The 14,503-nt window shown below is 40.5% G+C and carries 15 protein-coding genes; 1 reads left to right on the forward strand and 14 read right to left on the reverse strand.

Features of this window, described 5'->3' with window-relative positions; translation table 11 throughout:
- Positions 1 to 2: 2 nt before the first annotated feature.
- Genes FBF75_RS01170 through FBF75_RS01220 form a run of 11 tightly spaced genes read right to left on the reverse strand, consistent with a single transcriptional unit; the run spans position 3 to position 10,384 of the window.
- Complete coding sequence (locus tag FBF75_RS01170) at positions 3 to 1,133, reverse strand: nucleotidyltransferase family protein (RefSeq protein ID WP_136944363.1); 1,131 nt, start codon at positions 1,131 to 1,133, stop codon at positions 3 to 5.
- Positions 1,120 to 2,256, reverse strand: a complete 1,137-nt coding sequence (locus FBF75_RS01175) for an aminoacyl--tRNA ligase-related protein (RefSeq protein WP_136944364.1) — start codon at positions 2,254 to 2,256, stop codon at positions 1,120 to 1,122. Before FBF75_RS01175 ends, FBF75_RS01170 begins: the two co-directional genes overlap by 14 nt.
- Positions 2,257 to 3,108: an HAD hydrolase family protein gene (locus FBF75_RS01180; protein WP_136944365.1), complete on the reverse strand. Its 852-nt coding sequence runs from the start codon at positions 3,106 to 3,108 to the stop codon at positions 2,257 to 2,259. It abuts the gene before it with no gap.
- A gap of 3 nt (positions 3,109 to 3,111) precedes the next feature.
- Positions 3,112 to 4,194 (reverse strand): inositol-3-phosphate synthase, encoded by a 1,083-nt coding sequence (locus FBF75_RS01185; protein WP_234922839.1) that lies wholly within the window; start codon positions 4,192 to 4,194, stop codon positions 3,112 to 3,114.
- Positions 4,195 to 4,218: 24 nt separating this feature from the next.
- Positions 4,219 to 5,025, reverse strand: a complete 807-nt coding sequence (locus FBF75_RS01190) for a histidinol-phosphatase (protein ID WP_136944367.1) — start codon at positions 5,023 to 5,025, stop codon at positions 4,219 to 4,221.
- Between the two features lie 16 nt (positions 5,026 to 5,041).
- On the reverse strand, positions 5,042 to 5,815 hold the full coding sequence (locus tag FBF75_RS01195) for an SDR family NAD(P)-dependent oxidoreductase (protein WP_136944368.1): 774 nt from the start codon (positions 5,813 to 5,815) through the stop codon (positions 5,042 to 5,044).
- A gap of 14 nt (positions 5,816 to 5,829) precedes the next feature.
- A complete protein-coding gene (locus tag FBF75_RS01200) occupies positions 5,830 to 6,558 on the reverse strand; it encodes an SDR family NAD(P)-dependent oxidoreductase (protein WP_136944369.1) in 729 nt (242 codons plus the stop codon).
- The gene (locus tag FBF75_RS01205; RefSeq protein ID WP_136944370.1) at positions 6,555 to 7,544 is read right to left on the reverse strand and encodes a phosphotransferase enzyme family protein; all 990 of its coding nucleotides are present in this window, start codon (positions 7,542 to 7,544) and stop codon (positions 6,555 to 6,557) included. Before FBF75_RS01205 ends, FBF75_RS01200 begins: the two co-directional genes overlap by 4 nt.
- Positions 7,545 to 7,548: 4 nt before the next feature.
- The gene (locus FBF75_RS01210) at positions 7,549 to 8,100 is read right to left on the reverse strand and encodes a P-loop NTPase family protein (RefSeq protein WP_052472184.1); all 552 of its coding nucleotides are present in this window, start codon (positions 8,098 to 8,100) and stop codon (positions 7,549 to 7,551) included.
- 14 nt (positions 8,101 to 8,114) lie between these two features.
- A complete protein-coding gene (locus FBF75_RS01215; protein ID WP_136944371.1) occupies positions 8,115 to 9,149 on the reverse strand; it encodes a hypothetical protein in 1,035 nt (344 codons plus the stop codon).
- 5 nt (positions 9,150 to 9,154) lie between these two features.
- Positions 9,155 to 10,384, reverse strand: coding sequence for a methionine adenosyltransferase (locus tag FBF75_RS01220; RefSeq protein WP_136944372.1), 1,230 nt, complete (start codon positions 10,382 to 10,384; stop codon positions 9,155 to 9,157).
- A 109-nt stretch (positions 10,385 to 10,493) separates the two neighbouring features.
- On the opposite strand from FBF75_RS01220, the gene FBF75_RS01225 reads away from it, so the two are divergent.
- A complete protein-coding gene (locus FBF75_RS01225; protein ID WP_167403850.1) occupies positions 10,494 to 11,576 on the forward strand; it encodes a serine hydrolase domain-containing protein in 1,083 nt (360 codons plus the stop codon).
- Here FBF75_RS01225 and FBF75_RS01230 read toward each other — a convergent pair.
- Genes FBF75_RS01230 through FBF75_RS01240 form a run of 3 tightly spaced genes read right to left on the reverse strand, consistent with a single transcriptional unit; the run spans position 11,573 to position 14,492 of the window.
- Positions 11,573 to 12,739: a phosphoenolpyruvate carboxykinase (ATP) gene (locus FBF75_RS01230; RefSeq protein ID WP_136944374.1), complete on the reverse strand. Its 1,167-nt coding sequence runs from the start codon at positions 12,737 to 12,739 to the stop codon at positions 11,573 to 11,575. The two genes, FBF75_RS01225 and FBF75_RS01230, sit on opposite strands and share 4 nt — an antisense overlap.
- Before the next feature lie 23 nt (positions 12,740 to 12,762).
- Positions 12,763 to 13,908, reverse strand: coding sequence for a nucleotidyltransferase domain-containing protein (locus FBF75_RS01235; RefSeq protein WP_136944375.1), 1,146 nt, complete (start codon positions 13,906 to 13,908; stop codon positions 12,763 to 12,765).
- Positions 13,909 to 13,913: 5 nt separating this feature from the next.
- Positions 13,914 to 14,492, reverse strand: coding sequence for a CYTH domain-containing protein (locus tag FBF75_RS01240; protein ID WP_136944376.1), 579 nt, complete (start codon positions 14,490 to 14,492; stop codon positions 13,914 to 13,916).
- Positions 14,493 to 14,503 lie beyond the last annotated feature (11 nt).

The following is a 14,503-nucleotide window of genomic DNA, read 5'->3' on the forward strand; positions in this document are numbered from 1 at the left end:
CACTACTCCTTATGCACAGAATGCTTTTTAATATCTAAAGATCGATTAATATGAAAGAATCGTTTGCGAATTGGTTGATTCCAAGTATGAACGACATCATTTGCATCCAGCACTTCGGATAAATAAGTAAGCGATTCAGGCTGAAGTGCATCCATGACAAGTTCAGGAATCGTTTGAGGAAAGACCTCATTCACATAATGAAAAGCAAAATAGACCATCTTTTCAAAGCCATACGCTTTCGTCTGCCGGACAAACAAATCCACATCGAGTAGGTCTTCCTTCATAAACATGCCATATATATCTAGCAGTTTATAAAGCAGTAAGTCTTTCATTGACTCCACTTCATTTAAATAAATCGCTTCTTTATAAAAATGAATACATAGGAAAAGAAGCATATCCTCTTCTTTTAAAGACCATACATCGTGCTGATCAACAGACGTTTGAATTCGTCTAGACAGCATTTCTTTGACGATTGAATCCGTTCGGTTCCCTGTCATGAGATCAACTGAAAACTGAACATCAATTTTATGACAATCAATAAAGCGGCAATCTGGTGTAGGTTTCATATAGGTGTAGGTTTGATGTGAGTTCATGATGAGGTAAAGGATGTCTTTGCGTTTGGCAGGTGTGACTGTCTCCGTTTCATAGTTCCAAGAACCTTGAATATAACCTAATTCGTTTAATACGCGTCCAGTTTCTTGCAGCTGATCTTGTGAGATAAAGAGATCGTTGTCTCCAAATAAGCGAAGCCCAACATCACCGTAGGCCCACTGGCCAATCACACTTCCTTTTACAATGGCATACTCAATTCCTTTTTGATCAAGTGCTTGAAATAACTGATCATTGAACTTGATATTGTCTCGAGCCGTTTCTAATTGACCCTTATACATAATCTCTAATGACTTTAAAAAATAGGTCGCTTTAAACTCTTTTCTTAAATGAATGGCATAACGTTTAATATTCTTCCACGCAATTCCTGCTGTCCGGTGAACATGCAGCATTCCGAGAATGACATTCCAGTCTTGCTGCTTATACAAAAGCTCCTGCATCTCTTCAATTTGACTGGCTTTTAAAAAAGGATTGGATAAGATGAGAGCTGTATGTTCTTCTTGAGTCAGATTACTTTGCAGCATAGCGCTCCTCCTTTAAATGACGCATGTCTTTCGGCCAATCCTTTCGATTTCGACCGTATGTTTGTAAAAACACTTGAACCCAACGATCGATCCCAAATGCCGCACAACCTGAATAAAGCGGCAGACCATCTCCTCCGCTAATATGGAACCTTTCACAAAGCATCTCTCCACAGTCGTTAAAAGAAGCGATTGAAACGTCTTTCTTTTCTGTCACAGCGACTAATTCATATTTGCTATTAGCCATTAATTGATAATTCGCTTTATCCATATCATCATAAAAGAAAAAAGGGTCATTTGCGGTCGTGACCTTTCCACTTAGACCAAGTTGATGAAAGCATTCCCATGTGTTTTCAAGGAGTGTTTTTCTCGTTTCATTGATAAATTCTTGATGACCAATAAAGACAATTTCACGCATACTAAATTCTATTTTCCTGAGAGGGTCCACTTTCCAAGAGATTTCATGTCTAAAACATTGCCCCGTTGCTGTCATCATTTGATTGTCTGTATACGTCTTCCCTTCCCATTCCTCATAGCAGTGATAACAAATACACGGCTGTAAAAAACGGCCTGCCTGCTGGAAGTGTTCAGGCTGAAAACCATGATGCTTTTCTCGAATATCATCAATGATTTGATAATCATGAGGGATCTCAAAAACAGAATAAATATTTTGCGGAAAATTCGTATGATACTTACATTTTTCCATTAAATCTTTACTGATCGTCGAAGGATATCGCCTTACTTTTGCTCCAAGTGAAATCCCTATATTTAAAAATAATTGATCAAAGTAGTTTGAAAGTTCCAATTCAACTTCATCATAGAAGGTTCTTTTCTGATCTTCCTCGCTTAGTTTCGAATGAACAGGATCACTAGATAAATGAATATTTGATTTTATTTCTTTTTCACGAAATCTCCGCAGCTGTGCGATATTTGACGATAGATTCGAAAACGCAGTTGATATTGCCTCTTTGTCTCCCATTTTATCTACGGTTACTTCAATCATAGATTCCTCTTCGTTAAGAGCCACGTGCACAATATGAGCAGATAGAAATGAAACTCTTTCCATAAAATCCGATATCATTGTATCTTCTAATGCTTCTGGTAAAGGCAGTTGAAGGGTCCTCAACTAAATACCTCCCTTTTCATTGATAACGTGCGTCGTTTCAAATGATTGTAAAACTTTATATAGATAATCAGAAATAGGCTCCTGTAAATGAACATCACTTAACTCAATCGCCGACGGATGACTATCTTGAACGGCTAGCCCCCACTTGGCCTTCTTCAGCATCAGCCTGTCATTATGACCATTTCCAAAGGCAATCACACGATCTAAATCTCTTTCTCCAAAACAATCGAATAAATGGTGCTCAAGCATGTCTGCCTTACAAATCCCTTTTGGAGATATGACTTGAGCATTTAAAAACTGGGCATCTGCTACGTCGCAATGACAATTTTTTAATTGATGAGCAAGATCCACTTTTTCTTTTGGTAAAATAAATAGTTTAGTTACATGGTCAAAGCTAAATTCTTTCTTGTGACCAACCTCTATTTTTTCTCGTGGAAAGGTGTATAGCATGCAGTATTTCAACTTAGCGCTTTTACTTGATGCCATATGCTTTCCATGAGATTCCATGACAAATTCAGCTTTTCCATCAAGTGATGTGATGATCTGTTGGCATAAAGCTGCATCTACATACTGCTTCACCTCAAATGTTTTCTTTTCATGATGACAAATGACATTCCCATCATTCAGCAAAACATCATGATGAAATAAGGCGAGTAGAGATCGATCTAAATCCAGAGAGAAGAAAGAATCATAGGTTCTTCCTGTCACAATAATGGGAATAATGCCTCTTTGGCGCAGCATGTTCACTGCGCCATGGACATCACCAATAAGCTCGCCTCTGTCATCAATTAATGTTCCATCCAAGTCAAAAGCGGCAAATTTTATCTTGCGAAGATTGAGTCCCGCTTCCACTGGTTATACCTTTTTCAGCTCAGCATTTGCCACATATTCATTGAACAGACGTAATGATTCTGAATCGACTTGTCCAACTGGTGGACTCTTAAATAAGAATGGGCAGACGTCATGTATGACACCGCTATGATTCATATCTTTAGCTGCTTTTGCAACACGCATCGCATTCGCAATGACACCAGCTGAATTCGGACTATCTTCTACTTGTAAACGAATTTCAAGTGAAATGTCAGAATCTAAAACCGAATTCCCTTCTAATCGCAGGAAGCAGACCTTATGATCCCCTAGGTAGCTGACATAACCATTTGGACCTGCTGCCACTTCACTGGCATCAATACCTGAAGCGAACAATGCTTTTCTCTTCGATTTTTGCTTACTCGTTGATCTCATAGGGTTGGCTAGGTTTAAAAAGTCCGTATTGCCTCCAACATTTAGTTGGTACGTATTGGTGATATCAATCCCGCGGGATTTTAAAAGTTCAATTAAGGCTGTATGCAGTGTGGTTGCACCTAAGTGACTTCTTAAATCGTCTCCAAGGAGCGGGGTCTCCGACTCTTCAAACATTTTGACAAACTCAGGATCATTTGCCACCGGTTCAGGTGTCGCATTAATAAAGGCTGTTTGAGCGTGTGCACAGGCCTCTGCGTACACACGAACTGCTTCAAACGAACCTGTTGGTAAGAAGCAGACGAGTACATCTGCCTGAACATCTTTTAACCTTTGCGTCACATCATGTGTTTTCATATTCAGTGAATGTTCATGTGGTTGAATGCAGTTGGACAAATCTCCTTCAAGTCCATCACATAAAGGACCTGCTTCGACGGTTACTTGGAAAAACGGAACATCAATATGTTTCACTGCAGCCGTTGGTTTAGTAAAAATGGCCTCTGATAAGTCTTTTCCGACTTTATTTTGATCTACTTCAAAAGCGGCAACAAATTCGACATCAGATAACTGATAGCCTCCAATGACGTCATGCATAACACCAGAGAGCGTATCCTTTTTTTCCTTAGCCAACTCAACAAATTGAACGATACTTGACGCACATGATCCTACTCCTGCAATTGCTACACGAACTTTTGTCATGTTCATAACCCCTTTTTTATGAATTTATAGAGCCAATTTTCGCTTTTGACGAGATTGAAAAATACACCATTCCTTGTAACCTAATTCCTTCAGCGTTTGTTTCACTTTCAGCCAATCATCTGCCACGCGGGCGGGCTGATGAGCATCTGAGCCAAACGTGACATCCACACCATAAAATTTGGCTCGCTCTAATAGATCCATTGATGGATACCAGCCGCCGCAGTCTTTTGTTTTGCCAGAGGTATTCACTTCAATCACAGAACCACTCTCCGCAATGACTTTTAGCGCATCATCGACAGCTTCTGTTTTGAGATGAGCAATTTCTGGATAAAAACCTTTTAAGGCGTCAATATGACCTAAAATGTCGAACATTTGACTCTCAGCAGACATCTTAATCAACTGGTAATACGTCTCTTTTTCAATGATTGCTTGTTTCTCTGTGATTCGTTCCCAGCGTTTCCGGTTGAATAGATCGTATCCATTACTGACATGAACCGAGCCAATGATATAATCAAATGGATAATGTCGATACACGTCTTGGTAGAGGGCTTCGTGTTCTGGAAAATAGTCAGATTCAACACCTAATAGCACGTGAATTTTCCCCTCATATTCCTTTTTCAATTGCAGGACTTCCTCTACATATGATTGAAATTCACTCTTCGCCATCGCTACCCATGGTTTAAAATGATCAGCCTCTTCACCAAAAAACGGGGAGTGATCCGATATTCCGATACATTCTAGGCCTAATTTGACAGCCTCATCGATATATTCTCTGATGTTTCCCTCCGCATGACCACAGCGCTGATGATGTGTGTGCAGATCAAATTTCATCAAAATGTTTACTCCTCTACATGGCAGTATAGCCGCCGTCAACCATTAAATTTTCTCCTGTGATAAAACTCGCTTCATCAGAGAGAAGAAAGATGACAGCAGATGCGATCTCTTCTGGATCAGCTGTTCGTTTTAACATGTGCATCCCTCCAATATCAGGGTGCTGATTTGCTTGATCTCTTGTCAACCCAAGTTCTTCCAAGTGAAATCGTTCGTTATTTTTGTTCCACACCGTACCGGGATTCACTGCATTCACACGAATACCTGCATCCGCCAAATCCATTGCCATGCATCGCGTCATATTCACAACAGCTGCTTTTGTCGCGTTGTATGTTAAATATTTCGGCTGGGCAATATGACCTGAAATGGATGCAATATTTACAACGGACCCTTTTCCTATTTTCTCCATGTAAGGTGACGTGTGTTTGACACATAAGGCTTGCCCCATAATATTTAAGTCCATGATGCGCCGCCATTCTTCAACAGTAGCTTCAAGGCCACGCATGATAAAAACGGCTGCACAATTCACAAGCATGTCAATTTTCCCAAAATGATCGACTGTTCTTTCTACCATTAAGACAATGGCTGCCTCATCAGCAATATCAGCTTCTATAAACAACACATCATATCCGTTTTCTTTGAGCTGTTTTTCTGCTGCTAGTCCGTAATCTACATGGTGATCAGCAATGACGACTTGCGCACCTTCTTGTGCTGCTCGTTCTGCGACCGCATATCCAATCCCCTGCGCACCGCCTGTCACAATCACTGTCTTTTCTTTCATTCCTCGCATGTAGCTGCCTCCTCTTACCACTGAAGTCTTTTACCGTCTCTTAGTAGCTCTCCTGTTGGTCCATCTCGGGGAAGCTGTGCCGCCCATACGATTCCTGATGCACCTTCCTGTACAGTTTTAACAGCCTCTGATGTCCCCATGTCCGTTTGTACCCAGCCAGGACACACCGCATTCGCAAGAATAGAAAATGGCGCCCCCTCTAAAGCCGTGACTTTTGTCAGAACGTGCAAAGCCGCTTTTGACATCCTGTAGTAAGGACCGCTTTTTCCGTCACGCCTAACATCGTTTGAAGCGGAGATGGCGGAGAGCCTTCCCATGCCGCTAGATACATTGACGATTCGTCCATATCCAGCCTCTTTCATGTAAGGGAAAACCGCCTTGGTCATTCTAGCTGCGCCATACACATTGACATTCATCGTTTCTTCTAGTGTCGATACAGGAAGATCTAAAAAAGATGGAAAGGTGTCATCCATTATGTTGTCAAGAAAGACTCCCGCATTATTAATCAGCACATCCACTCTCCCGTACGAATCCTTCATAAATGCAGACAAACGTTCAACCGATTCTTCGTTTGTCACATCTAGCTGGTATGGCACAACCTGCTCATTTATATCAGAAGCAGCTAATTCAGCATTTTCAATCTGCCGTGCTGTTAAAATGACAAGCATGCCATCTTGCGCAAGCTGTCTGCACACTTCTTTACCAATGCCTCTATTTCCACCAGTGACAACAGCAACCTTCATATCCTCATCTCCTTTTGGAGATACCACTCTTCTTTCAGCTGGCTTGATGCAGATTCTAGCGCTTCCAAGGACCAATCAATATACCAGTTCAATAAGTGAGGTGTGTAAGTATGCAGAAGGGTTAAATACCGCCCTGTCGGAATATATAAAAGTCTAATAAAACCAGATATAGAACGCCACTCGTTTTCAGATAAGTCATTGGCATATGCTTTTAAAAATTGAATCGTTTTCACAATGTCTAGTTGAAATGTTCCCCGCTTGATTCTCGTTAACAAAAAAGCAGATATGGCTGCATCATAGACTCGGGGTCTATAACCTGCTGTATCGAAATCAAGAACCATGGCGAGCTTCTTATGACGGATGAGCAGGTTGCCAGAATGAAAATCACCATGTGTGACAGCATGAGGTAATGCCTCATACAGACTGGGATTTAGCAGCGTGAGTACATTCATCAGCTCCTGTTCATACACTTTAAGCAAAGAAGCAGCCTTTTTAGAAGAAACGACTTTCTTTAATACACTTGCCGTCTTATCCAGTGTTTCGTCCGGTGAAGTTATCCAGTTTTTCAATTCACAGTTTGGGTTCACAGGCCCTTTCGGTAAGTTCTTTAATGAATGAAGTTGTCTTAATACCCGAATGGCTTCTTGTTCATCTGAACGGTTTCCCATTTCATATGGCCTTCCTTCAAAATAGGGCCGCAACTGCCAAAAATGTTCTTTGAATAAAATGGTTTTACGACCGTTCTCAGCCTCTATCATTGGTTGAATCGGGAAACCATGATCAAGCAAAGCATCTGTTAAATCTTCTAAATATTGAAGCCACTTTGCATCATGATTTCTCGCACATTTTTTTAAGACAAAGCGGTTTTTAGCATCCTCTACAAGCCAGCCTTCATTAGGGCTTCTTCCGTTTAAAGGTGTTAAGCGGATTGGCTGTTCCGAAAACCAATATTTCAGGACATTATCAGCATCATCAGATTTCAACATGTCCTCACCCCTTTTTCTCAAGGTTTTTGATTTTCCTAAGTACCAGATCTGCTGCTTCCTGCTTGTCTATGCGCAGGCATTTCACACGTGATTCTTTTTTTAATTTATGAAAAAGCTTCTCGTTTTGATGGAGCACCTCTGGATACACATGAAAGGCATATGAGAAAAATTGGAGCGCATTACCTAGTCGCTCCTTATTTCCATTCCAAAGTTTTTCCCTTGTCATGAGCCGCTTGAACGTCCTTTTCATGAGACGGGGGAATGTCTTCCTTCTCTTCACATCAAGCCATATGATCGTATCAGCATATTCAGTCAAGATATGGTGAACAGATGAATATTGACCATCAATCACCCATTTCTTTTGTTTAACAACTTCATGGACGTTATCGATAAACAACTTCCGATCTGTTTTTTTCCAGTTCGCTTGCCAAAATAGGGCATCGAGCTCATAGTGAGGTAACATGAATTCCTGTTTCAAGTGATGGGCAAGGGTCGTTTTTCCAGATCCAGGTGGACCAACAATCCATATTCGCTGGCTAGCTCCTTCATTATTCAAGTGGTTCCCCCCTGTTACAGAACACGTTCATGCTTTTGAATGTCGTTTCTCACTTTTGTTAACAGATTTAATGATTCATCCCAATTGAGGTTTTCAGTTAATTCAAAAACTGGCACTTCGCTTGAATGAATGGACACATCTTCACATAACAGATCTAGTGATTCATCCGAAAAGCCATTTTTCTTTAACAACTGGCCAAAAAGTGTATGTGCGGGAGTCAGCCTTGTTTCAGGTGTATGAAAATAGTGAATCATTCCCGCCATTGCTTCTACAGGTCCTGGTGACAGGTGAATGCCATTAAATCGAGTACACACGTTCGTTAAACCAAACCGCTTTTGCTCCGACAGCAGCATGTGTTTAAAAGAACCTGCTTTTGCCTCTTTAGGGTCCGTTGCACCGATAAAATCTTCTCTTAACATCCTCATAGGCTTCTTTGAAAAACATTCCATGACGATAATAGACTTTGCAGGTGCAGTGAACCACTCAATTTGACAAGGGTGGAATGAATTGAGCAGAAGCATCTGTTCTCCATCCACCTCGGCCTTTATGGCGTATGTGCCCGCACCTAGCTTGTCCACCTTCATGTTCCGTGTCAGAAGCTCTAAACCATATGACGTAAGCTCTTCGTACTTTTGTAAAAATTGATGGCCTCCATATATGAAATGTTCCTTCTGTTTAAACTCTGGATATTTAAAGAACAGCATCTTTTTTCCCGTATCTGACAATTCACTCAGACCGTTTTTAGAGATTTTGTTCAGCATCCCATATTGTTTTTCTATTATTTTCTTTTCTTTCAAATATAAGGATGATATAACGCGCACGGCTCCTATTTCTATATCATGATTATCTAAGCGTAGGAGAAGTTCATCTAGTATTCGATCAAGCTGTACACCTTTGTGAATACTGGTTAATTCAGGCTTTAGCATCAATAGAAGATGATGTTGATTCAATTGTTGGTGTTTTTCAATTTCATATGGATGAATGGTCACTGCCATGGGTTCTTTTGTATGAATACAAGCATGAACGGCATCAATGACTTTTTCTTTCATCCTTATTACCACATTGTCACGCCTTTAAAAATTAAATCTTTTGTCACATCGCCCATCGAATGAACCGCATTCATGACAATGTCTTCAATTCTCTTTCTATCCACTTCATTTCCATCCCACTGTTCAATACGGACGGCAATTTCATCAGGGTTGTGGAGCGGTGCTTCTTTTGAAGTAAAGATATGCACTTCTGTTGGCTTTTGAATGGTCTCAAAAATTTGATCTGCCAATCGTTGTGCGAGCACTCCATACAATTTCCCTGTATGATCAAGCGGGTTTTTACCAGCCGGCGCTTCAATACTCATAGACCGCATTGGGGTGATCAATCCATTTAATCGATTTCCTCTTCCAACAACACCTACATCGCCTGTATCTGCTACAGAACCAAGTGCTGTTAAGTACGGGCGACCATTGCGATCTGTTGCGTTCAGCATAAGATCAGGGGTAAGTCCTAACGTTTCATGAATATAGCGTGCGATTTGATCCTGACATTCTTTTTTACGGGCAAAATATTCCTCAAGACTATGAATATCTTTTGCTAGAAAAGGCATGTTTACTATGAGTTTGAAATCTTCATGACGTCTGCTTCCAAATATTTTCACATCCCAGCCGGTATCTGGGTTCACCTTTTTAAATTCTGGTCCATTCACATAACGCTCTGTATAGAGAACTAGCTTCTCAAGACGGCTTAACGGGGCATGAGCATGCAGTAAATTACAGTCATTTGAAACAAGCTTTGGATCACCAATCTCGATCATGTCTGTTTCAACCATCGGACGATATCTTGAATTTTTACGGCCAGCCCCTTGATGATCAACAATCCGGCAGTCAATGACGAGATGTTCGTTAGCATCAAATCCGGTCGTCACCTCTGATAACACATCTTTGGCTGCATCGAAAAGAATCTTTTTAAGAGGAATCGGCTCATCACCGTATGCGTATGCCCCTTTTCCAGCAAACACAACTTGATAAGGTTTGACCATTGTTCCTTTTCCGTACGTTACATCAGCATCTCCGCCAAGAAGCATGACTTTGTCAAACCAGTGGTGTGCTACTCTGCCGAAATGTTCCATGCAATATTGAGAATAGTATTGAGAAGCTCTTTCTGCGATGGCGTCACACATCGTATCTGGATGCCCTACTCCTTTACGTTCTACAAGCTCATATGGAATTTGTTCGATATCCTGGCCATCGCCTTTTAAAATATCAAGAATGGTTTTTTGAATTGTTTTCATTATCAATCGCCCGCTCTCTTTTAAAATATAAAAATATTGATCCTTTACCTTAAAACAACACGAAACATTTGGTAATATATATATATTCTGTATGAAAGAGGTGTCTATTTTGATCAATGAATCGATCCTACAACGCTTGCAAGATACAACCACTGACATGAAGAAGTTATTGAATCAACATCAAATCCCTGGCTGCTCTATTTGTATTTCTCATGAAGATAAGCACATTTGGTCGTGGCATGAGGGCCTCGCTGATATTGAAAGCGGCACCCCTGTTACAAAAGACACAACCTTTCGAATTGGTTCTGTGACTAAGCCTTTTACTGCAATGGTCATGATGAAAATGCGAGAGGAAGGATTAATTCAACTCGATGAGCCTCTTCATACTTACGAACCTTTACTTTCTTTCATAAAAAGTCACATGTCTGAACCAATTCCACTCACTTTCCGAATGATTGCCTCTCATATCTCAGGCCTGCCTAAAACACTCGATAAAGCAACTCATCTGCGAGATATGACATTAGCTCAGTGCATGGAAGTCCTGACTATTTTTACACCGCCTTGGTCTATCATCAATTATTCCAGTCTTGGCTATTCAATCTTAAGTAAAGTACTAGAAAAAGTGAGCCAACAGCCATTTAGAGAATTAGTGCATACCCACATACTAGAACCGCTCGATTTGCAGCAAACTGGATTTATTGAAACTGCATCGACAGCCAAAGGGTATACCCTTTCTTCCTCTGGTCTTTCCGGCATATCCTATCCAAGTGCTGAAACACCATCTTGGGAGGACGGTTCAAGCGGACTATTCTCTACAGCAGATGATTTGATTCGATTCATTCAAGCTCAATACGACGGAAACCGTCTGCTTCATCAGCATTCGCTAAAAGAAATGCAAAGCCCCGTTATGGTTGAAGAAGATTTCACTAGAGGTGTTGGTCTTTCATGGTTTTTGAGACCTTTTAACGGATTCACCTTAGCTGAACATAGCGGAGAAATTAAAGGCTTCACCTCCTATATTGGCTTCATTCCAAAGCGTAAATTAGGTGTTTGTATTCTCTTAAACTCTGACGAAAGGCTCGCTCGGCCGATTGCCGACATGCTCTTTCAAATCTTGCTGCCAGCAGATCACGAACAGATAAAAAAGCGTGAAGACCGGCTCAAACGAATGTTTAGACAATCGTCTCTTTAAATGGAACTCACTTTTTTGTTTAATAGATCTGGAATCGCGTCCTGCAAATACCTTGGATCACCCTCTAAATAAAAACATGGCATATTGAATAAATGATGGATCAGCTCAGATGCCTTTTGTTCAAGAAAGGTATCTGACACGTGTCGAAGGCCGAGCCAGCCTTTTAAATAGTCAGGATCTTCTGGTTCTCTTATATTGGCGACCATGATATCTTTTGCTCTCTGATCATCTTTTTTTACTGGTACAAGCCTGATTTCACCTGATCCTATTTTGAGTGAAGGGAAAATCACCATATTTACCTTCGTAGAGCTCCGAATCGTTGTTCCTGTCATGTCAGCAGCTTCTTTTGGTGTAATTTCAAACTTACAGCCGCTCGCCCATTTTTCTTTTGCCTCTTCCTCTGTTGATATGGTTTCATCCCATATTCTTTTATCTTGAGACCGGCTGAATTTTTTGTTTTTCAGTTCCTGTATATTTGTTGTGGCTTGGACGGTTCCTACTCCAAGCGCCAAGCACATCGGCCATCCATACACAGTAAGTTCCTGATCTTCAAGCACTGAAATGGAACGATCGTTTGTGATGAAACCTGCTCCTCCATGATGCAAAAACTGCCACATAGTGGTTGACTTCCCGGCACCTTTATCGCCAATAATGAGCGCTCCTTTTTGGCCATCTTCAAAAGAAACAGCCGCTGCATGCGTAAAGCATCCACCTTGGTTTTCTAATGTTCTAAGGGCAATTTCTCGAACGATTCGCAATGGACAGCGTATCGCAGATTCATTATTGTTTTTTCCAATTACAGCATAACGCCCTTTATAGACCGCCACACTGTGCGGCTCGTCACCTTCATGCGAGGCAAACAATACTTGATCGTCTAATTTCAATCGTTTGTAAGTAAACTTCCTTTTTGCTGTAATCGTTTCACCCTTTTGAAAGCACGCATTGCGAACGGACTGTTCAAGCTCAGGATCAATGATGAACCGTATATCAATCTGTGAAGGCATATCCCCCACACTGTCTGGTTCTTTCGGGATATAATGTTCGATATCTTCAATTGCCAGCGATTCGGTGGATAAAATGTTAAAATGAATACCTGCAAACACAAATGATTTTTCATAAGGAAAATCGTTCTTTGGCTTGTCAAAAAGCGCTTTTATCTCCATATAGAATCCTCCTCTTCATTTTGCTACTGCCTTTCAGGGAACAGCTGTACGACAGGCTCCTCTTCAAGCTCATCACGATTATCCAAGCTGAAAAAACGCTCAACAAAAGATTTCTTCCACATTTTCGAAGAACCGAAATCATTTTCTCCATAGGCTTCTAAGAACGATTGGTCACTCATGTCTAACTGCTGCAATTGATCGATATAGTTCGTTTGATACAATAAATCTACAAACGTAAACGTGTAAAAAAGTGCTTTCTCGGCCCCTAATTCCTTCGCTCTTGCTTGCAAAGCATGCCAATCAAGTTGGTTTTGCTCTTCAGCAAACTTGACGTACTCCCTTACATCGCAAAACTTAATCAAATTGAGATCTGCATGTAAATAGACATACTGTACATTTGTTGCTTCCTTGTATAAATGGAAAGCAAGATGAATGAGAAAATCTAAAGGTTCAAGCATATAAGTATCCGTTTGCAAAAATGACTTTTCTATAGCAGCATCTAGCAAGGCATTTGTAGCGTCGTAGTTTTTTTTCAGCTCAACATCGTATGAGAAATCAACACGGTGAACCTTCAAAAAGTCTTCTCCGCTTCGTTTAATATGTGAATAAAGATTCCCGGCATTCATTCTCCACATCATTTCTTCTTCTCGGGAAATCGGTATTTCTTGATCGGTTGCCCAGTCATATTTACCGATGATAAACCCTTCCTCCTTGAGCAATGAAGAAGCTCTTTTTCGATCATCTGGATGAATTAAGAAATCAATGTCTGACATCATTCGGAGTCCATAATCTTTGTAAACAAGAGGCGTTAAAATGGCTCCTTTAAGAGGGACTGCTTTCAGCTTTGCTTTTCGAAATGTTTGTAAAAGACGCTTTAATTCCTTGAATCTCTCCATATTTTTTTGACGATTCCCGATATAATGATAATGAAGTAAAAATTTGTAGGTTGTCGTGATTTTTTTTTCATCATCAAGGCGAATCAAATGAGGCGTCATCAGTTGAAGTACCTTATGTCTTGATGCAAGTCCAATCAATTGAGGTACATCGATGCCGTCTTTTAATACATCTCTCATCAACTCTTCTTCTTTTTCATTTAATTGAATACGTGAGCCAAGTAATAGTAGCCTCTCTTCATTTGAGAGAGTGGATTGATCCAAAACAGCCCGCATGTGGATTACTCCTTCCCGTATAGTGATTTAAATCGAGTGATAAATCGAGAGCGTTTCCCTTTTCGATTGACTGGTATGTCCAAATCATCTGTTAGTCTATGAAACCATTGATCTGCCTCATATGCTTTTTCACTGTCATATTCAATTTCTAATTCATGATCTGTGATGCCAAGATAGCTGCTTTGATCCAGATCCACTTTGATGCCTGTCTCGATATAAAAGGTAGTTCGTTCAGTAACCAATAGTCCTAACAACTCTGGCTGTTCAGTCATTGTAAAAGGTAAAGACGTTATGAAGTTCTGTACATCTAGTTTTTGCGGTAGATCCTCAATAGGAAATGACTTTTCTTCTCTTACTCTTTTATAACCAGACGTTTGACTGGGACATTTGATCTCAAGTGTTCGTTTGCCGCTGGTTTGACGGATCCGTACGGTATAGCCATATCGTTTTAATAAAAAATCTGAGGTGTCATAATAGTAATTGAAGTTCATTAAATAAGTGGGTTGATGATTTTGACTTAACATGGTGTAGATATGTTGAAAATCTGTTTGTGACAACAAATATTTATACTCCTGTTCAACCATGACTCACCTCC

It is taken from the genome of Bacillus sp. S2(2019) (genome assembly GCF_005144805.1).
Lineage (GTDB): Bacteria > Bacillota > Bacilli > Bacillales > Bacillaceae > Bacillus > Bacillus altitudinis.